This is a genomic window from Nocardioides sp. URHA0020, assembly GCF_000620705.1.
GTDB lineage: Bacteria > Actinomycetota > Actinomycetes > Propionibacteriales > Nocardioidaceae > Nocardioides.
Map to the genome: position 1 here is coordinate 146,720 of NZ_KK211165.1, position 25,731 is coordinate 172,450.

The window sequence follows — 25,731 nt, forward strand, 5'->3', positions numbered from 1 at the left end:
GTCCCGTCTCGACTCATGTGTCACGGTGCCCTGACGAATCTCGGGGTACTGGGATGAAACTTCGTGCAGGAACCCGGAGTTTCACCGGGTAGCCGGTGAAACCCGCCGATTGGCGAGGGCCAGTCACATCAGACTCAAGCGTCACGGTGCCCTGACGAATCTCGGGGTTCTGGGACGGAACTTCGTGCAGGAACCCGGAGTTTCACCGGGTAACCGGTGAAACTCCCGGAGCGCCACCCCACAACCGCCCGGCCGTCAGACCGTCGGCTCGCTCCACGCCATCTGCACGACCTCGACGCCGCGGTCGCGCGAGACCAGGCGGCCACGACCGGGCGGGGCCGGCTGCGGCTTCTGGTTGCCGAGGAGCGGGCCCTCCTCCGGGCTGCCGGAGAGCAGCAGCCCCGGCATGGCGAGGTCGCGCAGCGACTGGATGACCGGCTCGTACAGCGACCGCGAGGCACCACCGGAGCGGCGCGCGACCACCAGGTGCAGCCCGACGTCGCGGGCCTGGGCGAGCAGCGGGGCCAGTGCCAGTGCCGGCGACCCCTGCTGGGTCGCGACCAGGTCGTAGTCGTCGATCAGGACGTACACCTCGGCGCCGGTCCACCACGACCGGCTGCGCAGCTCGTCGGGGGTCACGTCCGGACCGGGGATCCGGCTCTGGAGGTACGTCGCCAGGTCGGTGAGCCCGGGCTGCGCCTGGGTGGCGGAGGTGAGGTAGTTGAGCAGGTACTCGTCGGGGATCTCGCCGAGCAGCGAGCGCCGGTAGTCGACGACGACCAGCTGCGCCTCCTTCGGGGAGCGGGTCCGCATGATCTCCTGCGCGTAGGCCCGCAGCACGCCGCTCTTGCCGGACTGGCCGTCACCGAAGATCAGCAGGTGCGGCTCGGTCTCGACGTCGAGGCCGATCGGGCCGAGGTCCTTCTCGTTGACGCCGAGCAGCAGGTCGCGGCCGCCGGTCGCCGCGTCGCCCAAGGCGCGGACGTCGTCCAGCGAGATCCGCTCGGGCAGCAGCCGGAGCTTGGGCCCGGCCGGCCCGGTCCAGGCGGCCCCGACCTGCTTGATCAGGTTCTCCACGCCGTCGCCGAGGGTGTCGGCGTCGCCGGCCCCGTCGATGCGCGGCAGCGCGGCGAGGAAGTGCAGCTTGCCCTGCACCAGCCCGCGGCCGGGTCGACCGGTCGGCACCAGCGCGGCCACCTTGCGGTCGATCTCGGAGTCCATCGGGTCACCGAGGCGCAGCTCGAGGCGGGTGCCGAAGAGGTCGCGCATCGCCGCGCGGAAGTCGGCCCAGCGGGCCGCGGCCACGATGACGTGCAGGCCGAAGGTCAGGCCGCGGGTCGCGAGCTGCTGGATCTCGGCCTCGAGGTCGTCGAAGTCGGCGCGCAGCGTGCTCCAGCCGTCGACGACGAGGAACACGTCGCCGTACCCGTCGTCAGCCCTGCCGGCCGCCCGGCGCGAGCGGTAGGTCTCGATCGAGTCGATCCCGTTGGCCCGGAAGAAGGCCTCGCGCCGGTCGACGATGCCCCGCACCTCGGCGAAGATCCGGCGTACGACGTCGGGCTCGGCCCGGCTGCCGACGCCGGCGACGTGCGGCAGGTCGGTGAACGGCGCGAAGGTGCCGCCGCCGAAGTCGAGCACGAAGAACTGCGACTCCTGCGGCGTCGTCGTCAGCGACATGCTCGCGACGATCGTGCGCAGGACCGTGCTCTTGCCGCTGCGCGGACCGCCGACGACCGCGGCGTGCCCGCCGGCGCCGCTGAGGTCGACGGTGAGCGTGTCGCGGCGCTGCTCGCGCGGCCGGTCGACGGTGCCGAGCGGCACGACGAGTCCGCCCAGGGCCCGCCACCGGCCCGACACCAGGCCCAGGCCGGCGTCGGCGGTGAGGTCGCCCATCAGCTCGTCGAGCGTGTCCGGCTCGCCGAGCGGCGGCAGCCACACCTGGTGCGCGGCCGGCCCCTGACCCTCCATGTGGCGCACGGCGATGGAGAAGAGCGACTCGGCCTCGCCCTGCGACGGCTCGACGACCACCGGCTCGGCGGCCGGCTCGGGCAGGTCGAGGCTCTGCACCTCGGAGATCGTGAAGGGCAGGATGCCCCGGACGTGACCACCCTCGTCCCGGCGCACCTGCGTCTGCGCCGGCGGCCCGGAGACGTACGCCGACTTGAAGCGCAGCATCGTGGCCGGGTCCGGCTTCAGGTAGCCCAGACCGGGGTCGGCCGGCAGCTCGTAGGCATCCGGCACGCCGAGCACCGAGCGCGACTCGGTGGCGCTGAAGGTCCGCAGACCCACGCGGTACGACAGGTGCGACTCGAGCCCGCGCAGCCGGCCCTCCTCGAGGCGCTGCGAGGCCAGCAGCAGGTGCAGCCCGAGCGACCGGCCGAGCCGGCCGATCGCCACGAACAGGTCGATGAACTCCGGCTTGGCCGACAGCATCTCGGAGAACTCGTCGACCACGACGAAGAGCGAGGGCATCGGCGCGAGGTCCTCGCCCGCGGCGCGCGCCTTCTCGTAGTCGCGGATCGAGGCGAAGTTGCCCGCGTCGCGCAGCAGCTCCTGCCGACGCACCATCTCACCGGACAGCGCGTCCTGCATGCGGTCGACCAGGGTGAGCTCCTGCTCCAGGTTGGTGATCACCGCGGAGACGTGCGGCATCGTCGTCATCCCGGCGAAGGTGGCGCCGCCCTTGAAGTCGACCAGCACCATGTTCAGCTGCTCGGGCGAGTGCGTCATCGCCAGACCCAGCACCAGGGTGCGCAGGAACTCCGACTTGCCGGAGCCGGTGGCGCCGATCACCAGGCCGTGCGGGCCCATGCCCTGCTGGGCCGACTCCTTGATGTCGAGGTGGACGACCGAGCCGCCCTCGCCCAGGCCGATCGGCACCCGGAGCCGGTCGCGGGCGGGCCGCGGCCGCCAGGCCCGGCTGGGGTCGAAGGAGTGCACGTCGCCGAGCGCGAGCAGCTCCATGAAGTCGGTGGGCCCGGCGATCTCCCCGCCGGACTCCACCACGCCGGAGGCGACGGTGTGCAGCGGGGTGAGCCGGCGGGCGAAGGCCTCCGCGGTCGCGACCGGGCAGGCGTCCGCACGGGCCCGGATCGGCTCCTCGCGCAGCCGCAGCGCCAGGATCGCGAGCCGACCCTGGGCGTCCGCGGCGGTCTCGTCGTCGAACTGGATGCGCAGCCGGGTTGGGTCCTCGAGCTCGTCCCAGCGGGCGGGCAGGTCGATGAGCGTGACGCCGTGCAGGCCGTCCGGGGGTACGACGTGGTTGCCGGGCGGCAGCTCGCCGCCGTCGATCACCAGCAGCAGGTGCGGGGTCGCGGGCCGCTCGTCGGCGCCGAACCGCGGCCGCTCCGCCAGGTCCTCGGGCAGCAGCCCGGCCAGGTCGGCCAACGAGGTCGAGACCATCCGCATCGGCCCGACCGCGTCGGACTGCCGGGAGCTCTGGGCGTGGGGGAGCCACTTCACCCAGTCCCAGTGGGCCAGGTTCTGCTCCGAGCTGAGCACCGCGACGACGAGGTGCTCGGGGGAGTGGAAGGCGGTCGCGGAGCAGATCAGCGACCGCGCGAGCGAGCGGGCCGGCTCCTCCCCTCCGCAGACCTCCACGCGGTCGAAGGCGCGCAGGTCGATCGAGGCGGGGAGGTCCGGCTGGAGCCGGTGGACGACGAGCAGGCGGTGCAGTGCCGAGGCGGCCGCCGGGTCGACCTGGTCGATCGGCGTGCTCTCGGGTGGCACCAGCTCGAGCGCGAGCGGCTGCGCGCACACGCCGTACCGCACGTGCAGGAAGCCGGCGTCGCCCGTGCCGTGCTCCCACACGCGGGAGCGCTCGTCGGCGAGCGCCGGCAGCGCGGAGGGGTCGGGGTGGTGCCAGGTCAGGGCGCGGCGCTGCTGGTCGGCCGCGTCGCGGGCGACCTTGCGGACGTTGGCGAGGTAGCGGAGGTACTCCGTGCGGGAGCCCGTCACCTGCTGGGTGCGCTGCTTACGCTGCCGGTCGAGCTGGACGATGATGAAGCCGACCGTGGCGAAGAGGAACATGCCGGCAGCGATGAGCCCGCGCCCGCCGTTCGTCTTGCCCATCGTGGCGACCAGCACGATGGACCCGAGGCTGCCGAGCATCGGGATGGCGTTCATGAGCACGCCGCTGGCGCCCTCGTTGGGCTCGATCTGCGGCGGCGGCTGGAGCACGAGCTGCCCGGTCGGCATCTCCGGCGCATCCATCCGCGTGCCGCGCAGCGTCGTCGTCAACGCGTCCCCTCCTGCAGTCCGACCCCCCGTAGCCGAGCGGCTCAGGGGAGCAACTACCCCTCCGGGAGGTGGTTGACGCCTCCCATCGGTGGGGAAGGTGGACGACGTGACGACGAACGCGACCGCCGACCTGGCGCTGAGCGTGCACGGTCCGGTCGGCGTGCTCGACCTGGTCGTGCCCTCCGGCGCCGCGGCCTTCGACGTCGCCGAGGTCTACGCCCGGCAGGCCGGGCTCGCCACCGTGCCGGCCCTGTGCACCCGGGTCGGCGCGATGCTGCCGCCCGACCTGTCGCTCGCCCGCGCCGGGGTCCGGGCGGGAGACGTGCTGATCGCCACCACCGAGGTCGTCCCGGCCGCGGGTCGTGGGCGCCGCGACGTGGCCGCCGACGCGACGGCGCGGCCCACCGACGCCGCTCCCATCACGATCGCCGTCGTCGCCGCCGCCTGCGCGGTCGCGGCCGGCTGGCTCGCCGCCACCGCGGCCACCGACCGGCTCCGGCTCGTCACCGTCGTGGTGCTGGTCGCGGCGAGCGTGCTCGGCGTGCTGCCGGTCGGCCGGTACGCCGGCTACCGCGCCGTCGCGGCACCCGCCTTCGCCGGCGCCGCGGCCCTCGCGATCGCCTGGGACCCGCACGACGAGCGGCTGCCGATGATCGTCGGTCTCTGCGGTCTGGTCGCCGCGCTCGCCGCCGCGACCGCCCGGTCGTTGGGGCGCGAGGCCGACGAGGCCCTGCAGGTGTGGATCGTCGCCGGCTCCCTGCTCTTCGGGCTGACCTGGATGTGCACGCTCGCCGGCGCGCCCCCGCGGCTGACCTGGTCGTTGCTCCTGATGCTGGCGGTCCTCGCGGCGCGGATCGTCCCCGGCCTGGTGGTCGACGTGCCGGACCAGTACCTGATCGACCTCGAGCGGCTCGCCGTGACGGCCTGGTCGGCGCGCGAGCGCCCGGGAGGCAAGCGCGGGCGCGCCGTCGTACCCCGCTCCGCCGTCTCCGCGGTCGCCGGCCACGGCACCCGCATGTTGACCGCGGCCGCCGCCGCGGTGGCCGTCGTCGCCGTGGTCTCCGCGCCGCTGCTGCTCGGCACCGCCACGCTGCGCGTCGACCGGATCGGGGCCCGGTGCCTGGTCGGCTTCGCCGGCGCGGCCCTGCTCCTCGCGGCCCGCAGCTACCGGCACCGCAGCGCCGGCGCCCTGCTGCGTGCAGCGGGCCTCGGCTGCTGGCTCGTCCTGCTGGTCGTGCTGCTGCAGCTGATGGGCGGGTCCGCCGTACGAGCCCTCGCCATCGGGTCGGTCGTGCTGGGTCTCGCGCTGGTGATCGTCGCGGTCGCGACGGGGCGCGGCTGGCGCTCGGCGTGGTGGTCGAGGCGGGCCGAGGTCGCCGAGGGACTGTGCGGCGCCCTGGTCGTCGCGTCGGTGGTCGTGTCGTCCGGAGGCTTCCGCGAGGTGTGGGAGATGGCGAGCCTGTGGGAACTCGGGTCGTGAGGTTTAGCGCCCAAGGCCCCGGGTAATCGAGGTCTGTCCGGCTCGGGGAACACGGACCGAGCTGATGGTCATCCACACGAATGGATCAGTCTCGAGCGGCCTGATCGCCGCCACGGGGGAAGGAGTTGGCGTCATGGGCGCAACAGAGATGGGACAGGGTGAGGGCACTCTCACCCGGGCCGCCGGCCTCGTGGCCGAGGCCAAGCAGGACTTCGATTCGATGAGCAAGACGCTGGACGGCCAGATCGCCGGCATCCAGGGCAAGTGGGCGGGTGCCGGTGGCACCGCGTTCCTCGCGCTCCACCAGGCGTGGACCGAGAAGCAGCGCATCATCACCAACGCGCTCAACGAGTTCCAGGCCTCCCTGACCTCGACCGAGAAGGACAACGTCAGCACCGACGAGACGCAGTCCTCCAACTACAGCCGGGTCGCCGGCCGCCTCGGCTGACGCCGGGCTGACAAGGAAGTGACTGAGATGTCTCTCGACGGACTTCGCGTCAACCACGCCGGCCTCGACCAGGCCGCCACCGACCTCGGCACGACGGTCAAGCACATCGACGACCGGCTCAACCGCCTCGAGTCGGAGCTCGCTCCGCTGCGCAGCGACTGGACCGGTAACGCCCAGCAGTCCTACCAGGTCGCCAAGACCAAGTGGGACACCGCGATGCAGGAGATGCGCGACCTGCTGCAGGAGACGAGCACCACCGTGCACCAGTCGAACGCCGACTACCGCGCCGCCGACCAGCGCGGCGCCGCGTCGTTCGAGATCTGACAGCACTCGGTGGGAGGGGTCGGCGCGGTGCGCCGGCCCCTTTCCCGACGCTGGACACACCGGTCGGCACACCGGTCGGCATGACGGGAGAGGAAGGGACATGAGCCAAGCACCCGTGGTCTCGGGGCTGGTGCGCGTGACGGTCGCGTCCGGCACCCGCCGGGTCGACCTCGTGCTGCCCGGCGCCGTCCCCGTCGCCGAGCTCGTCCCCGAGCTGGCCCGCAGCGTCGGCCTGCTCGACCCCGGCACCGTCTACGGCGGCTACCGGCTGGTCACCGCGGAGGGACGTGAGCTGGAGGCCGATGCCGGACTGGTGATCCAGGGCATCGAGGACGGCGGCCTGATCACGGTCGCCGCGGGCGTGGACGACGCACCGCCGCGCCTGTACGACGACGTCGTCGAGGCGATGACGGACATCGTCGAGCACGACCTCAAGCCCTGGTCACCCGCCGCGGGACGCCGTACCGCGCTGTGGGCAGCCGGCCTCTTCATGGCCCTCGGCGCCGTGGCCCTGCTGATCCAGCGCGGCTCGGTGCTCGCCGGCGTCGCCGCGGTCGTGGTCGCCGCGGCGCTCGTGACCGGTGCGATCGTCCTCTCCCACGTGCAGGACGAGCCGGAGGCGGCGGTCGCCGTCGCCTGGATGGGCGCGCTGTACGCCGCGGTCGCCGGCCTGATGCTGGTCACCGACGAGCCGCTCTTCGGACCCCCGGTCGCGGCGGCCGGAGGCGCCGCGCTGGCCGCCGGCGTGATCTGCCTGGTCGGGCTCGGCCAGGGCCGCACCCTGGTGCTCCCGGTCGTGGTCGCCGGAGCCGTCTTCCTGCTGACCGGGATGCTGATGCAGTCGGCCGACTTCGACCCCGCCGTGGTCCTGACCGTCGCGCTGGTCGTCATCGTGGTCCTCGGCAGCGTCTTCCCCTGGCTCGCGCTTGGGGCGACCGGCACCTCGGTCGACCAGCTCTACAACGTCGCCGACATCACCGCCGAGCCGCGCCCGGTCGATCCGGGCCGGGTGGGTGCCGACGCGCGGATCGCGCACGAGATCCTGGTCGCCGTCTCCGCGACCGTCGGCCTGCTGCTCGTCCTGATCGCCCCGCTCGCCGTGTCGCTCGGGCTGGCCGGCGCCATCCTCGCGGTCCTGTGCTGCCTGGTCGTGATGCTGCGAACCCGGCAGTACCGCACCGGACCGGAGGTCCTGGTCGGGCTCGTGTCCGGCATCGTCGGGCTGCTGTCCGCGGCGGTCGCCGCGCTGTGGGTGCACCCGGACTGGCGTCCCACGATCGCGGTGGTCCTCGCCGCGGCCGGTGCGATCCTGCTGGCGGTGACGCTCCTGCCGCAGACCCCGTCGGTACGCCGCGGGCGGCTCGGCGACCTCGCCGAGAGCGTGGCGCTGCTGGCCCTGCTCCCGGTGACGCTGGTCGCCGTCGGCGTCTACTCCGCGATCCGGGGCTAGGCGCGCCGTGGCCACCAAGAAGGACCTGGTCGAGGCGTACTCGTTCAGTCGGCGCCGGCTGGTCACGGCGTTCGTCTCGGGTGCGCCGGGCGGGCGTGAGGTGGAGCCGGCGCGTCCGGGCCGCACCATCGTCGGCGGGCTCGCCCTCGCCGTGCTGCTCGGCGCCGGCGCGGCGATCGCGGGCGTCTTCTCGCCGACGGCGCCCAACGACTGGAAGAAGGCCGGGCTGATCATCTCCAAGGACACCGGCTCCGCCTACGTCATCATCGACGAGAGCAAGGACCCCGAGCTGCGTCCGGTCATCAACTCGACGAGCGCCAAGCTGATCCTCGGCGACAAGGCGACGCCGACCCTGATCGCCCAGGACACCATCGACGACCAGCGCATCGGTGACGACATCGGCATCCTCGGGGCCCCGGCGAGCGTGCCGACCCCCTCCCTGCTGATCGACTCCGGCTGGACGGCGTGCACCGCGGCCGACGCCGGGATCAAGGTCTCCATCGCCGTGGAGCCCGACGTCACGGCCGTCCCGCAGACCGGCGTGACGGTGTCCAACGGCGGCGACTACTTCGTCGTGCTGCCGACCGGCGACAACCGGTCTCCCGGCACCGACGACCCGGGCGCCTACGTCTACCCCGTGCCGCCGCAGGGGACCGGCGGCAGCCAGACCGACAACCTGCTCTCGGCCCTCGACGTGCAGACCACCAGGAACGCCATCCCCGTGAGCCGCGAGTGGATCAACCTCTTCCCGACCGGCGCGCCGCTCGACTGGAGCAGCTTCGAGATCGACGGCTTCGGCACGACCCCGGCGTACGCCGCCGAGGACGACACCGGCGTGCTCAAGGGCAAGAAGGTCGGTGACCTGCTCGTCGCGGGCAAGGAGAAGCTGCTGCTCACCGACGACGGTCCACGCAAGCTGTCGGCCTTCGCCGCGCTGGTCTACGGCAACGTGATCGCCCCGGACGGTGCCGTCGTCGCGGCGACACCGGTGGAGGCGCCGCCACAGGTCTTCCGGGAGACCGAGGAGAAGGACGCCGCCACCCACTGGCCCGCCGTGGCCCCCACCCAGGAGCCGATCGACGAGCCCTGCGCGCAGCTCACCGCTCGGTCGGGCAAGGCGCCGGTCGCGCAGCTGGTGGCCCCGGGGCCCACGTCGGGTGGCGCCGACGTGCCGGCGGCGAAGAAGGTGCCCGTGGTGGCGGCCGGTCGGGGCGCCTACGTGCTCTCCGGCGGCTGGTCCGACACCGACCAGGGCTCGCCGTTCGTCGTCGACGCCAAGGGCCGCGCCAACCCGCTGGTCGGCGACGGCGCCGCCGCGCTGCTCGGGTACGGCGACTACCCCGCCGCGGTCGTGCCGGACACCTGGGTCAAGCTCTTCGCCTGCGGCGTCAACCTGTCGCGTGACGCCGCGCTGTCGCCGCCGGGCGAGCCGGACGACTCCCGATGCGCCTGACCTCGGCGTTGGTCGCCGCGGTCGCGCTCGGCGGCGTGGGGACCAGCCTGATCGTGACCGCCCCGGCGTACGCCGTCGACAACCCCTGCCTGGCGGTCGAGGCCACCACGCCGGCCGGAGACACCGGTCGGGCCAGCGCGCCGTACGAGCTGCTGGGCATGGCCGCCGCGCAGGACCAGGTCGAGCGGTTCGCGCCGCCGCGGGCCACGGCGGTGCGGGTGGCGGTCCTCAGCTCCGGGGTCCACGACACCGACGGGGCGATCCGGGTTGCGGGGACCGCCGACGAGAGCGGGGTCGGCGGCGAGGTCACGGACCCCCAGGGCACCGAGGTCGCCGGGCTGGTCGCCGGAGCGGAGCGCGACGACGAGCAGCCCGTGGGGATCGCGCCGGACGCCCAGGTGGTCGACGTCCGGGTCTACGTCAACCGCAGCTCCAACGAGCCGCGCGAGCAGCCGTCGACCCCCAACCTCGCGCGGGGGCTGTCGTGGGTCGCGTCCCACGCGCGGCAGAAGCACATCAAGGTCGCCGTGGTCCCGTTCGTGGTGCGCTCCAGCTCGACCCTGCGGGCAGCGGTCAAGGCCGTGCAGGCCAAGGGCGTCGTCGTGGTCGCGGCCAGCGGTGACCGGCCGGCCGCCGGTGCCGCCTTCTCCTCCGAGTTCGAGGACCCGCCCGCCAAGGACGAGGACGCGGCCGAGCTGTACTTCCCGGCCGGGTACGACGGCGTGGTCGCGGCCAACGCCACCGGCACCGGTGACCCCGCGGGCGCGCTGGCCAGCGTCGTCAAGAACTCCCGGACGACGGTCGCCACGCCGACGTACGACGCCGTCTCCTACGGCCTCAACGGTCACACCTGCCTGGTGCAGCCGACCTCGACCGCCGCCGCGGCTGGGGTCGTCGCCGGCGTGGTCGCCCTGCTGTGGCAGCGCTTCCCCGACGACGCGGCCGCGCAGGTCGTGTCCCGGCTGGTCAACACCGCCGACGGCACCACCGACGACCCCACGCCGCTGACCGGCGCCGGCATCGTCCAGCCCTACGAGGCCCTCACCCGCCCGCTGGCGCCGGAGCGGTCCGGTGAGGTCGAGCGGACGGTGGTGCAGACCGACGACGACAGCCGGGTGACGGCACCCGAGCCCGCCACCGACCTGCTGGCGAGCACCCGGCACAACGCTGTCTGGTGGGGCCTGATCGGCGGCGGCCTGCTCGTGGTGGCGCTGATGCTGCGCCCGGTGCTCGCTCGCCGCCGTCGGGGCTGACATGGGGAGGGCGCGGGGCCTGGCGAGCGGGGTGGCGCCGCTCCTGCTCGCGCTCGTGCTGACGGGCTGCGGCGACTCCGGCGGCCGTGGCTCTGACGTCGCGGGGTGGCCCTCCGGCGGGGTGTCGGTCGACCCGTCGGGCCTGGTCTACGCGGTCGACGACACCGTCCACCTGGCCGACGGCTCCACGATCTCGACCGGCAAGCGGATCGAGAGCTTCGTGGTGGGTGGCGGCGGGGTCTTCTTCTCGACCGACGAGCGCGGGCCCGAGGCCGGCCGCTACCTGGGCGCGGCGCCGCTCTACTACTCCGACAGCGACGGCACGACGACCCGGCTGGCGGATTCCGCGGCCCACCTGCGCACCTCGCCCGACGGCCGGCACCTCGGCTTCGTGGACACGGGCTCGGGGCCGCAGGACGAGTTCGGCACCTCGCTCGCCCAGGTCGTGGTCGTCGACCTCCAGTCCGGCGACGAGGTGGTCCGGACCTCCGAGGGCCTGGGCGACCCGGGGTCGGACGACCTGCAGGACCTCTACGAGGACGCCGAGCCGGGAGCCCTGCTGCTCACCGACGAGTCGGCGTACTTCCAGGCCCTCGGCGACGTCGTCGAGGTCGACCTCGCCACCGGCGACCTGAGCGTCGACCGGCACCCGAACGGCGAGAGGTTCCGCCTCCCGCCGGATGACGACCGCCTCAGCCCCGACCGCCGGTGGCGCATCGTGGACCGCGGCGACGAGGACTACCCCCTGACCCACGACCGGCTGGCCGCCGCTGCCGGTGGGCAGCCGCTGCCGCTGTCTGGGGCGCCGGAGGTCGTCGACCTCCAGTGGTGGGCCGACGACACCACGGCGGTCGGGATCGCGGTCGACGGCGACGTCGACGCCTTCGGCATGTACGCCGACGGCACCTCGGCCTCGCTCGTGACCTGCGTCGTCCCCTCCGGCGCCTGCACCCCGGTCGAGGGGACGTCGGGGGCGACCGTCCACCTGCCGGAGGGCACCGTCCTCGACCCGGTGGTCGAGCTGCCCGACGGCAGCTGAGCCCGCCGGGTCGCCGCTGCGGTCAGGCGACGGTGAGGGTCACCTCGACGTTGCCGCGGGTCGCGTTGGAGTAGGGGCACACCTCGTGGGCCCGCGCGACGAGCTCCTCGGCGACGGCGCGCTCCAGCGCGGGCAGGGTGATCTCGAGCTGGACGGCGAGGCCGAAGCCGCCGTCGCCGTTCGGTCCGATGGAGACGTCGGCGACCACCTCGGAGTCGGTGACGTCGGCCTTGGCCTGCCCGGCGACCAGCTGCAGCGCCGAGTGGAAGCACGCCGCGTAGCCGGCGGCGAAGAGCTGCTCGGGGTTGGTCGCCCCACCCGGGCCGCCCATCTCCTGGGGGATGCGGACGTCGGTGTCGATGTGACCGTCGGTGGACTGCACGTGGCCGTTGCGGCCCGCTCCGGTCGCGGCGGCGCTGGCGGTGTAGAGAGTTTCCATGCGCACAACTGTATTGCGCGCAATTGGATCTGGCAAGCGCTAATGTGGAGGGGTGGCCGACTATCCGCAGCTCGACCTGGACGCCCAGCTCTGCCTCCCGCTGTACGCCGCCGCGCGCGGCGTCACCCGGCGCTACACCGAGGCCCTGGGCGGGGTCGGGCTGACCTATCCGCAGTACGTCACGATGCTCGCCCTGTGGGATGCGGCCGAGCCGCTGACCGTGGGGGAGGTGGGCGAGCGGCTGCACCTCGACTCGGGCACGCTGACCCCGGTCCTCAAGCGGCTCGAGGCCGCCGGCCTGGTCGTACGACGCCGCGACTCCGCCGACGAGCGCCGGGTCCGCGTCGAGGTGACCGAGCGCGGTGCGGCCCTGCGCTCCGAGGTCGCCGAGATCCCGGAGCGGGTGTGGCACGACATGGGGCTGGCCGTCGACGACGCGCTCCGGCTCCGGGCGTTGCTCGACCAGCTGCTGCTCGGCCTCGACGCGAGCACCTCCGCCTGAGGCACGGCTCCGGAGACGACGAACGGCGTCGCACCGGGGTGCGACGCCGTTCGGCTGGCGGAGGATAGGGGATTCGAACCCCTGAGGGCTTTCACACCCAACCCGCTTTCCAAGCGAGCGCCATAGGCCACTAGGCGAATCCTCCGCGCAGGAGCGTACCCGTCGTCGTACGGCGCCGCGAAATCGCCCGGCGGTCGGCGGGTGACCCCGTCTTGGAGACCCGCGCGGGCCTCACCTAGACTCTGCGCCAACCCCCCGTGTGGCGATATCTTGCCCAACTCCCCCAGGGCCGGAAGGCAGCAAGGGTCAGCGAGCTCTGTCGGGTACGCGGGGGGCCTTTTCATGCCCCGGACCCGGGTCTCGCGCAGGCCCCGACCCGGGTGGATGGCCCTCGAGCGCGACCCGTCTCGGCACCGAGGCGTCGTCGGGGAGGACCGCCCCACCGCCCCGCTACCGACTGTCGGCACCGGTGGTTAGGGTTCATGCGTGGAGTCCCCCCTCGCGTTGTACCGCCGCTACCGGCCGGAGACCTTCGCCGAGGTCATCGGCCAGGATCACGTCACGGAGCCGCTGCGCGCCGCCCTGGCGAACAACCGGGTCAACCACGCCTATCTCTTCTCGGGACCGCGCGGCTGCGGCAAGACAACCAGTGCCCGCATCCTGGCGCGCGCGCTCAACTGCGAGCAGGCGCCGATCGCCGACCCGTGCGGCGAGTGCGACAGCTGCCGCGACCTGGCCCGCGGCGGACCCGGGTCGATCGACGTGATCGAGATCGACGCCGCGTCCCACGGCGGCGTCGACGACGCGCGCGACCTGCGGGAGAAGGCGTTCTTCGCGCCGGTGCGCAGCCGCTACAAGGTCTACATCATCGACGAGGCCCACATGGTCACGACGCAGGGCTTCAATGCCCTGCTCAAGCTGGTCGAGGAGCCCCCGCCCCACCTGCGCTTCATCTTCGCCACGACCGAGCCCGACAAGGTGCTGCCGACCATCCGGTCGCGCACCCACCACTACCCGTTCCGGCTGATCCCGCCGCGGCTGCTCTCGTCGTACCTCTCCGAGCTGTGCACCCAGGAGGGCGTGACGATCGACCAGGCGGCGCTGCCGCTGGTGGTCCGCGCGGGCGCCGGCTCGGCGCGCGACTCGCTGTCGGTGCTCGACCAGCTGCTCGGTGGAGCCGGGCCCGCGGGCGTGACCTACGAGCTGGCGACCGGGCTGCTCGGCTACACGCCCGACACGCTGCTCGACGACGTCGTGGAGGCGTTCGCCGGTGGTGACGGGGCGGCGGTCTTCGGCGTGGTCGACAAGGTGATCGAGACCGGGCAGGACCCGCGTCGCTTCACCGAGGACCTGCTGCGTCGCCTGCGCGACCTGGTGATCGTGGCCGCCGTGCCGGACGCTCCGGCCACCGGGCTGATCGACTGCTCCGAGGACCAGGGGGAGCGCCTGGTCGCCCAGGCCGCGCGCTTCGGTCCCGCCGAGCTCAGCCGGGCCGCCGACATCGTCGCCTCGGGCCTGACCGAGATGCGGGGGGCCACCGCGCCCCGGCTGCTGCTCGAGCTGCTCTGCGCCCGGGTGCTGCTGCCCGGCTCCGACGACAACGCCAACGGGGTGCTGGCCCGCCTGGACCGTCTCGAGAAGCGGGTCTCGATCACTGGCGGCACGCCGACCCCGACCGTGGCACCGCCCCACCCGCCGGCCCAGGACCGCCCCGCGCCGCTCGCCGACCGGCCGGCCGCTCCCGACCCGGCAGCGGCGCTTCCGGAGCCGCGGACCCCGGCGCCCCCGGCGGTCGCCGCCGAGACCCCCGCCCCCCCGGTGGTCGAGCAGCGAGCGCCGGCGAGCGTCGTCGAGACCCCGACACCCCCGGCGGTCGCCGCCGAGACCCCCGCCCCCCCGGTGGTCGAGCAGCGAGCGCCAGCGAGCGTCGTCGAGACCCCCGCACCCGAGCGCCACGCCGAGTCCGCGCCGGTCGAGGCGGCAGCGCCCGCCGCGGGCGGCGCGCTCACCCTGATCGACGTACGCCGTCTCTGGCCCGACATCGTCGAGGCCACCAAGGGCCGGCGCCGCCTGGCCTGGATGCACCTCACCCAGAACTGCCAGGTGGTGGCGGTCGACGGCACCACGCTGACGCTGGGCTTCGCCAACTCCGGCGCCCGCGACTCGTTCGTCAGCGGCGGGTGCGACGACGTGCTGCGCCAGGCCGCGGTCGACGTCGTCGGCGCGAGCTGGAAGATCGACACGATCGTCGATCCCAGCGCCCAGGCCGAGGGCACGCCGACCGTCACCAAGCCCGCGACGACGCCGGCAGCGCCGGAGGCCCCCGCGGCCACGGCGCCCGCGCCCGGCCCCGCGGCACCCTGGGAGGACGAGCCCGCGCCGCAGGACAACGCCGCCGTGACGGCTGCTGCGAGCGCGGCGGCGCGCGGGGCGATCCAGCAGACCCGCTCGGCCGACGAGGCACCGACCCAGCAGGGTCCCGACTGGGCGAGCGCCGACGCCGACGCGCGCCCCGACGACCTCGACGCCGAGCATCAGGGCCTGAGCGCCACCGAGCTGCTCCAGCGCGAGCTCGGCGCCCAGATGATCGAGGAGATCCCCCACCAGTGACCACGAGAACGCGAGAGGTGCACCCATCATGAGCCAGAACCCCTTCGAGGCGCTCGGCGGCGGAGGCTTCGACATGAACGCCCTGCTCCAGCAGGCCCAGCAGATGCAGGAGCAGCTGGCCAGCGCGCAGGAGCGGCTGGCCGACACGATCGTCGACGGCACCGTCGCCGGCGGTGCGGTGACGGTCCAGGTCAACGGCGTCGGCGAGCTCGTGAGCGTCGACATCAAGGCGGGCGGCTTCGACGGGGGCAACCCCGACGACCTCACCGACCTCGGCGACATGATCGTCGCCGCCTACCGCGACGCCAAGGCGCAGGCGGACGCCCTCGCCGGCGAGACCCTCGGTCCGATAGCCGGGGGCGGGCTGCCGGGTGGCGGCGCCCCCGGTCAGCTCGGGTTCTAGAGGCCGGCGTTGTACGAAGGCGTTGTCCAAGACCTGATCGACGAGCTCGGCAGGCTCCCGGGCGTCGGTCCCAAGAGCGCGCAGCGGATCGCGTTCCACCTGCTGCAGGCCGACCCCGTCGACGTACGCCGCCTGGCCGACGTGCTGATCGAGGTCAAGGCGAAGGTGAAGTTCTGCTCGATCTGCTTCAACGTGTCCGAGGACGACCAGTGCCGGATCTGCCGGGACCCCCGCCGGGACCCGACGGTGCTGTGCGTCGTGGAGGAGTACAAGGACGTGGTGGCGATCGAGCGCACCCGGGAGTTCCGCGGGCGCTACCACGTGCTCGGCGGGGCGATCTCGCCGATCGACGGCATTGGGCCCGACCAGCTCCGCATCCGCGAGCTGATGGTCCGGCTCTCCGACGGCACCATCACCGAGACGATCCTCGCGACCGACCCCAACCTCGAGGGTGAGGCGACCGCGACGTATCTCACCCGGATGCTCCGGCCGATCGGCTTGCGCGTGACGCGATTGGCGAGTGGACTGCCGGTAGGCGGCGATCTCGAGTACGCCGACGAAGTGACGCTCGGACGAGCGTTCGTAGGAAGGCGATCCGCTGATGACTGAGACCTCACCGACCGTGACCCTCGACGAAGCGACGGCGGAGTTCGCCCAGCAGATCGCCGACCAGATCGAGAGCTTCCTGATCGCGCTGCGCGCGATCGCGCGCGAGGCCGACGGCGGCCGTGGCATCTCGCTGCTCCTCCTGGAGATCAGCCAGGTGCTGCTCGCCGGTGCGCGCCTCGGCGCGCAGCAGGACTTCACCCCGATCGCGGAGTACCAGCCCGACGTGGGCCCCGAGGCCGACCTCGACGAGATGCGGCTGGCCCTGGCCGACCTGCTCGGCGGCCTGGACACCTACGCGTTCGTCTTCGACCCCTACGTCCCCGAGGTCGTCGAGAGCCAGCTCTCCGACGACCTGACGAGCATCGCGACCGACCTCGAGAACGGCCTGCGCCACTACCGGCTGGGCAACGTCGACGAGGCGCTGTGGTGGTGGCAGTTCTCGTACGTCTCCAACTGGGGCAACCTGGCGGGCGCCGCGCTCAACGCGCTGGTCTCCGTGGTCGCGCACGACCGTCTCGACGCGGATGCCCCCGTCGAGGAGGAGGAGCTGCTCGAGGTCGCCGATGAGATACTCGAATCGGTGGATCCCGAGGCTCGGTAGGATCTCTGGAGGAGAGACCTCGAGCATCAAGGGACCGCACCGTGGGCATTGTCGTGCAGAAGTACGGCGGATCGTCGGTCGCTGACGCGACCGGCATCAAGCGCGTGGCACAGCGCATCGTCGACACCCGGCGGGCCGGCAACGACGTCGTCGTCGTGGTCTCGGCCATGGGGGACACGACCGACGAGCTGCGTGACCTCGCCCAGCAGGTGACGCCGTTGCCGCCGCCGCGCGAGCTCGACATGCTGCTGACGGCCGGTGAGCGGATGTCGATGGCGCTGGTCGCGATGGCGATCGCGCAGCTCGGTCACAAGGCGCAGTCGTTCACCGGCTCGCAGGCCGGCGTGATCACCGACTCCGCGCACGGCAAGGCGAAGATCATCGACATCACGCCGGGTCGGATCGAGGCCGCCATCGAGGACGGTGCGATCGCGATCGTCGCCGGCTTCCAGGGCGTCTCGCAGGACACCAAGGACGTCACCACCCTGGGCCGCGGCGCGTCCGACACGACCGCCGTGGCGCTCGCGGCCGCACTCGGTGCCGAGGTGTGCGAGATCTACAGCGACGTCGATGGTGTCTTCACCGCCGACCCGCGCATCGTCCCGGCCGCCCGCAAGCTCGACCAGGTCTCGACCGAGGTGATGCTCGAGATGGCGGCCTCCGGCGCGAAGATCCTGCACCTGCGCTGCGTCGAGTACGCCCGCCGCTACGACATGCCGATCCACGTCCGCTCCTCCTTCAGCAAGAAGGAGGGCACCTGGGTCATCCCGGACAGCCGATCAGGAGACGAACAGATGGAGCAGGCGATCATCGCCGGCGTCGCTCACGACCGGAGCGAGGCCAAGATCACCGTGGTCGGCGTACCCGACAAGGTCGGCGAGGCCGCGCGCATCTTCGAGGCGCTCGCCGCCACCGAGGTCAACATCGACATGGTCGTGCAGAACGTCTCGGCGGCCTCCACCGGCCTGACCGACATCTCCTTCACGCTGCCGCGCGCCGACGGCCAGACCGCGATGAGCGCGCTCGCGCGGATCCAGGACGAGGTCGGCTACGACCAGCTGCTCTACAACGACCAGATCGGCAAGGTGTCGCTGATCGGTGCCGGCATGCGCTCGCACCCCGGCATCACCGCGACGTTCTTCGCCGCCCTCGCCTCGGCCGGCGTCAACATCCAGATGATCTCCACCTCGGAGATCCGGATCTCGGTGATCGTCGACGAGTCCCAGATCGACGAGGCCGTGCGCTCCACCCACACCGCCTTCGACCTCGACGCAGGTGAGGTCGAGGCGGTCGTCTACGGCGGGACCGGTCGATAGCCATGGGCATCAACCTCGGCATCGTGGGAGCGACCGGCCAGGTCGGCGTCGCGATGCGCCAGATCCTGGAGGAGCGGGGCTTCGCGGTCGACGAGATCCGCTTCTTAGCGTCCGCCCGCTCGGCGGGCAAGGTGCTGCCCTTCGCAGGTCGCGACGTCGTGGTCGAGGACGCGGAGACCGCCGACCCGGCGGGGCTGGACATCGCGCTCTTCTCGGCCGGTGCGACGACCTCGCGGGCGCTGGCCCAGAAGTTCGTCGACGCCGGGGTGATCGTGGTCGACAACTCCAGCGCGTTCCGCAAGGACCCCGCGATCCCGCTGGTGGTCTCGGAGGTCAACCCCGAGGCGCTGTCCGGGGTGATCGCTGCGGGCCGCGGCATCATCGCCAACCCGAACTGCACCACGATGGCCGCGATGCCCGTCCTCAAGCCGCTGCACGACGCGGCCGGGCTGGTCCGGCTGATCGCGTCGACCTACCAGGCCGTCTCCGGCTCCGGCGTCGCCGGGGTCGAGGAGCTGGCGGGGCAGGTCGCGGCCGCCGGTGACAAGGCCTCCGAGCTCGCCTACGACGGCACGGCGGTCACCTTCCCCGAGCCGGTGAAGTACGAGCGCACGATCGCCTACAACGTGGTGCCGCTGGCCGGCGCGATCGTCGACGACGGCCTGCACGAGACCGACGAGGAGCAGAAGCTCCGCAACGAGTCCCGCAAGATCCTCGGCATCCCGGACCTCCGGGTCTCCGGCATCTGCGTCCGGGTGCCCGTCTTCACCGGCCACTCGCTGGCCATCAACGCCGAGTTCGCGGACCCGATGACGGTCGAGCGCGCCCGCGAGCTGCTGGCGGACGCCCCCGGCGTCGAGCTGACGGACATCCCGAACCCGCTGCAGGCCGCGGGTCAGGACCCGTCGTACGTCGGCCGGATCCGGCAGGACCCCGGCGTCGACGACGACCGCGGCCTGGCGCTCTTCATCTCGAACGACAACCTGCGCAAGGGCGCCGCGCTCAACACCGTGCAGATCGCGGAGCTGATCGCCGCGGCTCGCTGACGCCTCAGTCGCGCTCGGGCTCGATGACCGTGGTCGTGAGCCAGTGCGAGCCGGCGAAGGTCAGTGCGCTGACGACCGGGATCACGACCAGCATCGCCGGCTGGTCGAGGTGGTCGATCAGGAACACCAGCGCGACGACGGCGGCGACGCCGACCCCCAGCAGGCTCGTGCTGACCGGGTCGGGCACGTGCGTGACCCGCAGGAGGGCGCTGCCGACCAGGACGGCGACCACCAGCACCAGCGCCAGCATCGGGTAGCCGGCGGTGCCGCAGCTGGTCGTCCCCTGGACGGCCTCGCAGGTGCGCAGCGAGGCCCAGGTCAGGCCGACGACCACGAGGCCGACGACGACCCCCGTGACGAGGACCGCGGGCCACCCGGTCGGGAGGGCGACCGAGGGACGGGTACGGCGCGGGCGCGGCTCGGGCGGTGCGTCCGTCGGCTCCGCCCTCCTCTGACGCTCACCGGGCTCACCGGGCTCACCGGGCTCACCGGGCTGCTCGGACTGGTCCAGCTCGAGGACGGTGGTGTGCTCAGCGCCGGCCGCTGCCGCCACCGCTGCCGGCTCCGCGGCGGGAGCGGGCTCCGCGGCGGAGGTCGCGGGCCGGCGCTTGCGCCGAGGCCGCCTGAGCCGGGGGAGCTCGAGCTCGAGGGACGGCTCGTCGCGCTCGGAATCACCCATGTCGGCAGCATTCCACCGCCGGCTCCTGGGAAACCACCGAGCCGGCCCGAGACGGCGTCGGCGCAGACAACGGGGCCCGGACCCGCGATGCGGATCCGAGCCCCAGCTGTCGGGCTGACAGGATTTGAACCTGCGGCCTCTTCGTCCCGAACGAAGCGCGCTACCAAGCTGCGCCACAGCCCGATCGGCCCACCGGAGCAGGCCGGGGGCAACCATACCCGAGCACCTGCGACCCGCTGAAATCGGATCAGGCGTTGGTCGCGACCAGGGTCAGCAGCGTGGCCTCCGGACGGCAGGCGACCCGGATCCGGGCGTACGGATTGGTGCCCAGCCCGGCCGAGACGTGCAGCCACGCGGAGCCCGGCTCGCCTGGTTGCGACCCGGCGGGATGGCGGTGCAGGCCCTTGGCGCGAGCGGTGTCGAGATCGCAGTTGGTGGTCAGCGCGCCGAGGCCCGGCAGGCACACCTGCCCGCCGTGGGTGTGGCCCGCGAGCACCGCGTCGTACCCGTCCGCGGCGAAGCGGTCGAGCACCCGCAGGTACGGCGCGTGGGTGACCCCCAGGCGCAGGTCGGCGCTCGGGTCGGCGGGCCCGGAGACCAGGTCGAGCCGGTCGTAGCCGAGGTGCGGGTCGTCGACGCCGGCCAACGCGATCCGGAAGCCGCGGACCACCAGCGTCGCGCGCCGGTTGGTCAGGTCGGCCCAGCCGGAGGTGGTCAGCTCGTCGCGGAGCTCGCGCCAGGGCAGCAGCGCCGTGTCGGTGTGCCGCTTGCCGTTGTCGGGCAGCAGGTAGCGCAGCGGGTTGCGCAGCGACGGCGCGAAGTAGTCATTGGAGCCGAAGACGAAGGCGCCGGGCAGGTCGCGCAGGTCGCCGAGGCAGTCGAGGACGACGGGGACCGAGCCGAGGTGCGCGAGGTTGTCGCCGGTGTTGACGACGAGGTCGGGGCGGAGGTCGACGAGCCCGCGGAGCCACTCCTGCTTCCTGATCTGGCCCGGGGTCATGTGGAGGTCGCTGAGGTGCAGCACCCGCAGCTCCGGGCTCCCCGGCGGCAGCACCGGGACCGTGACCCGGCGCAGGGTGTAGGCACGCGCCTCGAGGACGGCGTACGACGTCAGGGCGGCCCCGCCGAGGACGCCGGCGCCGACGACGCCGAGGGCGGTACGGCGGACGGCGTCGGGGAGGCTCACCCGCGCAAGGCTGCCACAATGAGGGCATGAGCCAGCTGAAGGACCGTCTCCGTGCCGACCTCACCACCGCGATCAAGTCCCGCGACGAGGTGCGCTCCTCGACGCTGCGGATGGTCCTCTCCGCGATCACGAACGCCGAGGTGGCCGGCAAGCAGGCCCGCGAGCTGAGCGACGACGACATCATCGGGGTGCTGTCCACGGAGGCCAAGAAGCGGCGTGAGGCCGCGACGGCGTTCGCGGACGGCGGCCGGGCCGAGATGGCAGCCAAGGAGGTCGCCGAGGCGGCCGTGATCGCCGACTACCTGCCGGCCCAGCTCAGCGAGCAGGAGATCGCCGACCTGGTCACCGCGGCGATCGCCCAGGTGGGCGCGGCCGGCGAGGGCATGAAGGCGATGGGCAAGGTGATGGGCGTGGTGACGCCGCAGGTCAAGGGCCGCGCCGACGGTGGTGCCGTGGCAGCGGAGGTACGCCGCCAGCTCGGCGTGTCCTGAGGAGCCCCGGGACGGCGTGGCCCCGCCGTCCCAGGCCCCTCGACGGGTGCCGGTCGTCGCTGGGGGTCAGCGACCCCCGCGGCCTTTGCCCTTGCCTTTGCCCTTCCCCTTGCCCTTGCCCTTGTCCTTGGGGGGCTGGTGGCCGTTGGACTGGTAGACCGTCACGACCGAGCCCTTCGGGGCCGTCGAGCCGCCGCCCGGGTCGGTGTAGGCGACGGTGCCGAGCGGGCTGGTCGAGTCGGCCGAGCCGCCGCTGATCGGGTTGAACCCGGCCTGCTTCAGCGTCGACATGGCGGAGTCGACACTCATCCCGGACACGGAGGGCACCTGGGTCGGGATGCCGTTGACCGACTCCGAGGACGGCTTGTCGAAGTCGACCGGGTCGAGCCGGTCCTGGACCGCGTGCATGGCCTGGGCCCACATCGGGCCGGCGAAGCCGGAGCCGGTCACGGCGTAGATGTAGTTGCCGTGGATGGTCTGGCCGGCCAGCGCCATCGGCTTGCCGCCGTCCTTGCTGGCGCCCGCGATCATCGCCGCGGTGGCGACCTCGGGGGTGTAGCCGACGAACCAGACGGCCTTGCCGTCCTGCGTGGTGCCGGTCTTGCCGGCCGACGGGACGGTCAGGCCGGTGCCACCGAGCTCGTAGCCGAATCCGCCCGGCTCCTGCACCCCGCGCAGCACGTCGTTGATGCCGTCCGCGGTCGACTCCGGGAGCGCCTGCTGGCACGACTTGCGGTACTTCTTCAGCACGTTACCCGACGAGTCCTCGATGGAGGTCACCGGACGCGAGTCGCAGTGGAGGCCGCGGCCGCCGAAGGTGGCGTACGCCTCGGCCATCTCCAACGGGCTCGCGTTGGCGATGCCGAGCGTGAACGTCGGCACCCGCTCGGGCAGGTGGGTGCCGTCGCCCTTGGCGTAGGTGAGGTCGACGCCCAGCGACTTGGCGATCTTGAACGGCTTGCAGACCCCGGTCGCGCGCTCGAGCATCGCGTAGAAGGTGTTCACCGACTCGCGGGTGCCGCGGTAGAGGTCCATCCGGCCGGACGAGGTCGAGCTGGACACCTTCCAGTCACCGACGAAGTTGCCGGCTCCCGGGCAGTTCGCGAACTCGCTGGTGTCGATCGTCATCGTCTGCGGAGCGTTGAAGGACGTCGTGAGCGGGATGCCCTCCTCGATCGCGGCGGCCAGGACGAAGGGCTTGAACGTCGAGCCCGCCTGGAAGCCGGCCGAGTCGCCGTACTTCGTCGGCACCACGTAGTTGAGGAACGTCTCGCCCTTCCTCGCGCTGCGGCCCATCGGGCGCGACTGGGCGATCGCCGTCACGTTGCCGGTGCGCGGCTGGACCATGGCGATCGCGCCCACGGCCTGGTCGCGTCGGTCGACGTGGTTGGCGACGGCCTTGTCGGCGGCCTTCTGGTCCTTCAGGTCGATGGTGGAGCGGATCGTGAGGCCGCCGGACTTCAGCAGCTGGCGACGCTGCGCGACCGTCTCGCCGAGCGCCCGGTCGTCGAGCAGGTAGTTCCAGGCGTAGTCGCAGAAGAACGGGGCGCGGGAGAACCAGCAGCCGTTCTTGGCGTTGCGGATGTGGAGGCCGAGGTTGGTCGCCTTGGTCTTCTCCGCCTTCTCGCGGGTGATGACGTTGAGGCTGGCCATCCGGTCGAGGACGACGTTGCGTCGTGCGAGCGCGCGGTCGGGGGAGTTGGTCGGGTCGTAGCCGGTGGGGTTCTTCACCAGGCCGGCGAGCATGGCCGACTGCCGCAGGTTGAGCCGCTTGGCGTTGACCCCGAAGTAGTGCCGGGCGGCCGACTGCACGCCGTACGTGCCGTCACCGAAGTAGGCGATGTTGAGGTAGCGCTCGAGGATCCAGTCCTTGGAGTGGTGCTGCTCCATGGCGATCGCGTAGCGGAGCTCCCGCAGCTTGCGGGCGTAGGTGCCCTCGGTGGCCGCGGCGCGCTCGGCCTTGGTCTTGGCCTGCGTCTGCAGGGTCAGCTTGACCATCTGCTGGGTGATCGAGGAGCCACCCTGGACGACGCCGTCGTTGGCCTGGTTGGTGACCAGGGCCCGGACGGTGCCCTTCATGTCGAGGGCGCCGTGCTGGTAGAAGCGCGAGTCCTCGATCGAGATGATCGACTGGATCATGGTGCGCGAGATCTGGTCCAGCGAGACGTTGACGCGGTTCTCGTCGTAGAACGTGGCGATCGTGTCGCCGTCGGAGTCGAGCAGCCGGGTGCGCTGCGGCAGCGGGTTGGTCTCGAGCTCGGCCGGCAGGCTGTCCATCGTCTTGGCGACGTTCTTGGCGCCGATGCCGGCGACGCCCGCGAACGGGATCGCGAGCCCGGCCACGACGACTCCGAGGAGCGCTGCGACCGCCACCATCACCACGAGGTGGGAGGCGATGCGGCCGGCAGTGAGGCGCTCGTCGCGCGGGACTGACATGGCTTCGAGGATACGTGACCGGCCGAGGAGACTCCGATTCCTCGATTGTGACCACTTCACCCGGCTGGACTAGCCCAAATGGACTAGACGATCTGGGCATATTTGGTCTGGTCCAGTCCTCAGCATTTCTTTAACTTTCTCATCGAGGGGAACTATCCCGGGTAGGCCGTCATGGGGACGCTACTTATCTCGGAGCGATGTGGGGACATCACTTATGTGGGTTGAAGATTGGGCGAGTGCGGCCGCGTGCCGCGAGTCACAGCCGGACCAGCTGTTCGTGCGTGGAGCCGAGCAGAACAAGGCCAAGCAGCTGTGCTCCGGCTGCCCGGTGCGGACCGAGTGCCTTGCCGAGGCGCTCGACAACCAGATCGAGTGGGGCGTCTGGGGTGGGATGACCGAGCGGGAGCGCCGCGCGCTGCTGCGTCGTCGTCCCAACTCCTCGTGGCGCACGATGCTCGAGGCTGCGCGTGCCAAGGACGGCACCGTGGTGCCGTCCGTCACCGTCTGACGCAGCGCGTCAGCTGCCCGCCAGCAGCTCGCCGACCCTGCGGAGTCCGGCGAGGTCGTGCACGTCACCGGGAAGCGCCGGTACGACGGCCGTCGGCACCTGCGGGTGCGCGGCGGCGAAGCGTGCGCGGAGCCGCTCCTCGCGCTCGACGATGCGGGACTGGTCGGCGTGCAGGCGCAGCAGCCCGGCCGTCAGCGACTCCGGGTCACGCTGTCGCAGGCGCGCCGCGGCGGCCATCGCCTCGTCGGCCGACACCGTGCCGCGAGGCTCGGGACTGGCGCGGTTGACGATCAGGCCGACGAGCGGCATGTCGTCCTCGGCGAGCCGTTCGACGAAGTACGCCGCCTCGCGCAGCGCGTCGGGCTCGGGAGCGGCGATGACCAGGAACGCCGTGCCGTCGGCCTGCAGCAGCTCGAACGTCTTCTGCGCGCGCTGGCGGAACCCGCCGAAGAGCGTGTCGAAGGCCGCGACGAAGGTCTGCATGTCACGCAGCACCTGGGTGCCGAGGATCTTGTTGAGCGCCCCGGTGATCATCCCGATGCCGGCCGTCATCATCCGGGCCGGACCGCGCGCCGGGGTGAGCAGCAGCCGGATGAAGCGGCCGTCGAGGAAGCTCGAGAGCCGCTCGGGGGCATCGAGGAAGTCCAGCGCCGAGCGCGACGGCGGGGTGTCCACGACGATCAGGTCGTAGCTGCCGTCGAGCTGCGCGTCGGCGTGGATCTGCCCGAGCTTCTCCATCGCCATGTACTCCTGCGTGCCGGAGAACGAGCTGGAGAGCGCGATGTAGAAGGGGTTCTCGAGGATCTGCCGCGCCTTCTCAGGCGTGGCCTGGCTCTCGACGACCTCGTCGAAGGTGCGCTTCATGTCGAGCATCATCGCGTCGAGACCACCGCCCCTGCGGTTGCCCTTGCCGTTGGTCCGCAGGCCGGTGACCGGCCGCGGGGTGTTGTCGAGCTGCTCGATCCCCATCGACTGGGCGAGCCGCTTGGCCGGGTCGATCGTGAGCACGACGACCTTGCGGCCGCGCTCCGCCGCCCGCAGCGCCAGCGCCGCCGAGGTCGTGGTCTTGCCGACGCCACCGGAGCCGCAGCACACGATGATGCCGATGCCGGGGTCGTCGATCAGGGCGTCGACATCCATGGCGGGGGCGGGACCGGGACGACCGGCCAGCGGCCCGACGCGGGGGCGCGACTTCATACCCGCTCCCCGGGGAGGCAGG

General features: G+C 72.5%; 22 protein-coding genes, 2 tRNA genes and 1 other RNA gene. 17 read left to right on the forward strand and 8 right to left on the reverse strand.

Annotation, left to right across the window (positions count from 1 at the left end; translation table 11 throughout):
* Positions 1–255 precede the first annotated feature (255 nt).
* Positions 256–4,239: a type VII secretion protein EccC gene (locus N542_RS0104170; RefSeq protein WP_028642852.1), complete on the reverse strand. Its 3,984-nt coding sequence runs from the start codon at positions 4,237–4,239 to the stop codon at positions 256–258.
* A 106-nt stretch (positions 4,240–4,345) separates the two neighbouring features.
* On the opposite strand from N542_RS0104170, the gene N542_RS0104175 reads away from it, so the two are divergent.
* From N542_RS0104175 to N542_RS0104205, 7 genes are all read left to right on the forward strand, one after another.
* Complete coding sequence (locus tag N542_RS0104175) at positions 4,346–5,719, forward strand: hypothetical protein (protein ID WP_155992848.1); 1,374 nt, start codon at positions 4,346–4,348, stop codon at positions 5,717–5,719.
* A gap of 133 nt (positions 5,720–5,852) precedes the next feature.
* Positions 5,853–6,167 carry a WXG100 family type VII secretion target gene (locus N542_RS0104180; protein WP_197025848.1) on the forward strand — a complete coding sequence of 105 codons (315 nt, stop codon included), beginning with the start codon at positions 5,853–5,855 and terminating at the stop codon, positions 6,165–6,167.
* A 27-nt stretch (positions 6,168–6,194) separates the two neighbouring features.
* Positions 6,195–6,491, forward strand: coding sequence for a WXG100 family type VII secretion target (locus N542_RS0104185; RefSeq protein ID WP_036506321.1), 297 nt, complete (start codon positions 6,195–6,197; stop codon positions 6,489–6,491).
* Between the two features lie 100 nt (positions 6,492–6,591).
* Positions 6,592–7,941: a type VII secretion integral membrane protein EccD gene (gene eccD / locus N542_RS0104190; RefSeq protein WP_028642856.1), complete on the forward strand. Its 1,350-nt coding sequence runs from the start codon at positions 6,592–6,594 to the stop codon at positions 7,939–7,941.
* 7 nt (positions 7,942–7,948) lie between these two features.
* Positions 7,949–9,394: a type VII secretion protein EccB gene (locus N542_RS0104195; protein WP_028642857.1), complete on the forward strand. Its 1,446-nt coding sequence runs from the start codon at positions 7,949–7,951 to the stop codon at positions 9,392–9,394.
* A complete protein-coding gene (locus N542_RS0104200; protein ID WP_028642858.1) occupies positions 9,385–10,647 on the forward strand; it encodes a S8 family serine peptidase in 1,263 nt (420 codons plus the stop codon). The genes N542_RS0104195 and N542_RS0104200 overlap by 10 nt, the downstream gene beginning before the upstream one ends.
* Before the next feature lies 1 nt (position 10,648).
* A complete protein-coding gene (locus N542_RS0104205; RefSeq protein WP_155992849.1) occupies positions 10,649–11,686 on the forward strand; it encodes a hypothetical protein in 1,038 nt (345 codons plus the stop codon).
* Positions 11,687–11,708: 22 nt separating this feature from the next.
* Here the strand turns inward: N542_RS0104205 and N542_RS0104210 are convergent, their stop codons facing one another.
* Positions 11,709–12,125: an organic hydroperoxide resistance protein gene (locus N542_RS0104210; protein ID WP_028642860.1), complete on the reverse strand. Its 417-nt coding sequence runs from the start codon at positions 12,123–12,125 to the stop codon at positions 11,709–11,711.
* A 52-nt stretch (positions 12,126–12,177) separates the two neighbouring features.
* Here N542_RS0104210 and N542_RS0104215 point away from each other — a divergent pair, with 52 nt between their 5' ends.
* On the forward strand, positions 12,178–12,627 hold the full coding sequence (locus tag N542_RS0104215; protein ID WP_028642861.1) for a MarR family winged helix-turn-helix transcriptional regulator: 450 nt from the start codon (positions 12,178–12,180) through the stop codon (positions 12,625–12,627).
* A gap of 55 nt (positions 12,628–12,682) precedes the next feature.
* Here N542_RS0104215 and N542_RS0104220 read toward each other — a convergent pair.
* Positions 12,683–12,772 (reverse strand) — tRNA-Ser (locus N542_RS0104220).
* A 104-nt stretch (positions 12,773–12,876) separates the two neighbouring features.
* Here N542_RS0104220 and ffs point away from each other — a divergent pair.
* The 7 genes from ffs to N542_RS0104250 all read left to right on the forward strand — a co-directional run bounded on the left by ffs (position 12,877) and on the right by N542_RS0104250 (position 19,212).
* An RNA gene (gene ffs / locus N542_RS27015) (signal recognition particle sRNA small type) lies at positions 12,877–12,967 on the forward strand.
* 146 nt (positions 12,968–13,113) lie between these two features.
* Positions 13,114–15,237, forward strand: a complete 2,124-nt coding sequence (locus N542_RS0104225; RefSeq protein ID WP_028642862.1) for a DNA polymerase III subunit gamma and tau — start codon at positions 13,114–13,116, stop codon at positions 15,235–15,237.
* A gap of 28 nt (positions 15,238–15,265) precedes the next feature.
* On the forward strand, positions 15,266–15,640 hold the full coding sequence (locus N542_RS0104230) for a YbaB/EbfC family nucleoid-associated protein (RefSeq protein WP_028642863.1): 375 nt from the start codon (positions 15,266–15,268) through the stop codon (positions 15,638–15,640).
* A 9-nt stretch (positions 15,641–15,649) separates the two neighbouring features.
* Entirely contained in the window at positions 15,650–16,249 is a 600-nt protein-coding gene (recR, locus tag N542_RS0104235; protein WP_028642864.1) for a recombination mediator RecR, read from the forward strand.
* The gene (locus N542_RS0104240; RefSeq protein ID WP_028642865.1) at positions 16,242–16,850 is read left to right on the forward strand and encodes a DUF5063 domain-containing protein; all 609 of its coding nucleotides are present in this window, start codon (positions 16,242–16,244) and stop codon (positions 16,848–16,850) included. Before recR ends, N542_RS0104240 begins: the two co-directional genes overlap by 8 nt.
* A 41-nt stretch (positions 16,851–16,891) precedes the next feature.
* Complete coding sequence (locus N542_RS0104245) at positions 16,892–18,166, forward strand: aspartate kinase (RefSeq protein ID WP_028642866.1); 1,275 nt, start codon at positions 16,892–16,894, stop codon at positions 18,164–18,166.
* A 2-nt stretch (positions 18,167–18,168) separates the two neighbouring features.
* Positions 18,169–19,212 carry an aspartate-semialdehyde dehydrogenase gene (locus N542_RS0104250; protein WP_028642867.1) on the forward strand — a complete coding sequence of 348 codons (1,044 nt, stop codon included), beginning with the start codon at positions 18,169–18,171 and terminating at the stop codon, positions 19,210–19,212.
* A gap of 4 nt (positions 19,213–19,216) precedes the next feature.
* On the opposite strand, the gene N542_RS0104255 is transcribed toward N542_RS0104250, so the two are convergent.
* From N542_RS0104255 to N542_RS0104265, 3 genes are all read right to left on the reverse strand, one after another.
* Complete coding sequence (locus tag N542_RS0104255) at positions 19,217–19,891, reverse strand: hypothetical protein (RefSeq protein ID WP_028642868.1); 675 nt, start codon at positions 19,889–19,891, stop codon at positions 19,217–19,219.
* Positions 19,892–20,000: 109 nt separating this feature from the next.
* A tRNA-Pro gene (locus N542_RS0104260) sits at positions 20,001–20,074 on the reverse strand.
* Positions 20,075–20,138: 64 nt separating this feature from the next.
* Entirely contained in the window at positions 20,139–21,077 is a 939-nt protein-coding gene (locus N542_RS0104265; RefSeq protein WP_028642869.1) for a metallophosphoesterase, read from the reverse strand.
* 26 nt (positions 21,078–21,103) lie between these two features.
* Between N542_RS0104265 and N542_RS0104270 the strand changes: the two genes are divergently transcribed.
* The gene (locus tag N542_RS0104270) at positions 21,104–21,568 is read left to right on the forward strand and encodes a GatB/YqeY domain-containing protein (RefSeq protein WP_028642870.1); all 465 of its coding nucleotides are present in this window, start codon (positions 21,104–21,106) and stop codon (positions 21,566–21,568) included.
* A gap of 66 nt (positions 21,569–21,634) precedes the next feature.
* On the opposite strand, the gene N542_RS23340 is transcribed toward N542_RS0104270, so the two are convergent.
* Positions 21,635–24,004 carry a penicillin-binding protein gene (locus N542_RS23340; protein ID WP_051551386.1) on the reverse strand — a complete coding sequence of 790 codons (2,370 nt, stop codon included), beginning with the start codon at positions 24,002–24,004 and terminating at the stop codon, positions 21,635–21,637.
* Between the two features lie 214 nt (positions 24,005–24,218).
* Here N542_RS23340 and N542_RS0104280 point away from each other — a divergent pair, with 214 nt between their 5' ends.
* Positions 24,219–24,512, forward strand: coding sequence for a WhiB family transcriptional regulator (locus N542_RS0104280; RefSeq protein ID WP_051551387.1), 294 nt, complete (start codon positions 24,219–24,221; stop codon positions 24,510–24,512).
* A gap of 9 nt (positions 24,513–24,521) precedes the next feature.
* On the opposite strand, the gene N542_RS0104285 is transcribed toward N542_RS0104280, so the two are convergent.
* Entirely contained in the window at positions 24,522–25,709 is a 1,188-nt protein-coding gene (locus N542_RS0104285) for an ArsA family ATPase (RefSeq protein WP_051551388.1), read from the reverse strand.
* Positions 25,710–25,731 lie beyond the last annotated feature (22 nt).

Bases quoted from the DNA above. Each gene is read 5' to 3' on its own strand.
- N542_RS0104180 (WP_197025848.1), top strand. From the start codon at position 5,853: ATGGGCGCAACAGAGATGGGACAGGGTGAGGGCACTCTCACCCGGGCC.
- N542_RS0104185 (WP_036506321.1), top strand. From the start codon at position 6,195: ATGTCTCTCGACGGACTTCGCGTCAACCACGCCGGCCTCGACCAGGCC.
- eccD (WP_028642856.1), top strand. From the start codon at position 6,592: ATGAGCCAAGCACCCGTGGTCTCGGGGCTGGTGCGCGTGACGGTCGCG.
- N542_RS0104200 (WP_028642858.1), top strand. From the start codon at position 9,385: ATGCGCCTGACCTCGGCGTTGGTCGCCGCGGTCGCGCTCGGCGGCGTG.
- N542_RS0104205 (WP_155992849.1), top strand. From the start codon at position 10,649: ATGGGGAGGGCGCGGGGCCTGGCGAGCGGGGTGGCGCCGCTCCTGCTC.
- N542_RS0104210 (WP_028642860.1), bottom strand. From the start codon at position 12,125: ATGGAAACTCTCTACACCGCCAGCGCCGCCGCGACCGGAGCGGGCCGC.
- N542_RS0104230 (WP_028642863.1), top strand. From the start codon at position 15,266: ATGAGCCAGAACCCCTTCGAGGCGCTCGGCGGCGGAGGCTTCGACATG.
- N542_RS0104240 (WP_028642865.1), top strand. From the start codon at position 16,242: ATGACTGAGACCTCACCGACCGTGACCCTCGACGAAGCGACGGCGGAG.
- N542_RS0104250 (WP_028642867.1), top strand. From the start codon at position 18,169: ATGGGCATCAACCTCGGCATCGTGGGAGCGACCGGCCAGGTCGGCGTC.
- N542_RS0104255 (WP_028642868.1), bottom strand. From the start codon at position 19,891: ATGGGTGATTCCGAGCGCGACGAGCCGTCCCTCGAGCTCGAGCTCCCC.
- N542_RS0104270 (WP_028642870.1), top strand. From the start codon at position 21,104: ATGAGCCAGCTGAAGGACCGTCTCCGTGCCGACCTCACCACCGCGATC.
- N542_RS23340 (WP_051551386.1), bottom strand. From the start codon at position 24,004: ATGTCAGTCCCGCGCGACGAGCGCCTCACTGCCGGCCGCATCGCCTCC.
- N542_RS0104280 (WP_051551387.1), top strand. From the start codon at position 24,219: ATGTGGGTTGAAGATTGGGCGAGTGCGGCCGCGTGCCGCGAGTCACAG.
- N542_RS0104285 (WP_051551388.1), bottom strand. From the start codon at position 25,709: ATGAAGTCGCGCCCCCGCGTCGGGCCGCTGGCCGGTCGTCCCGGTCCC.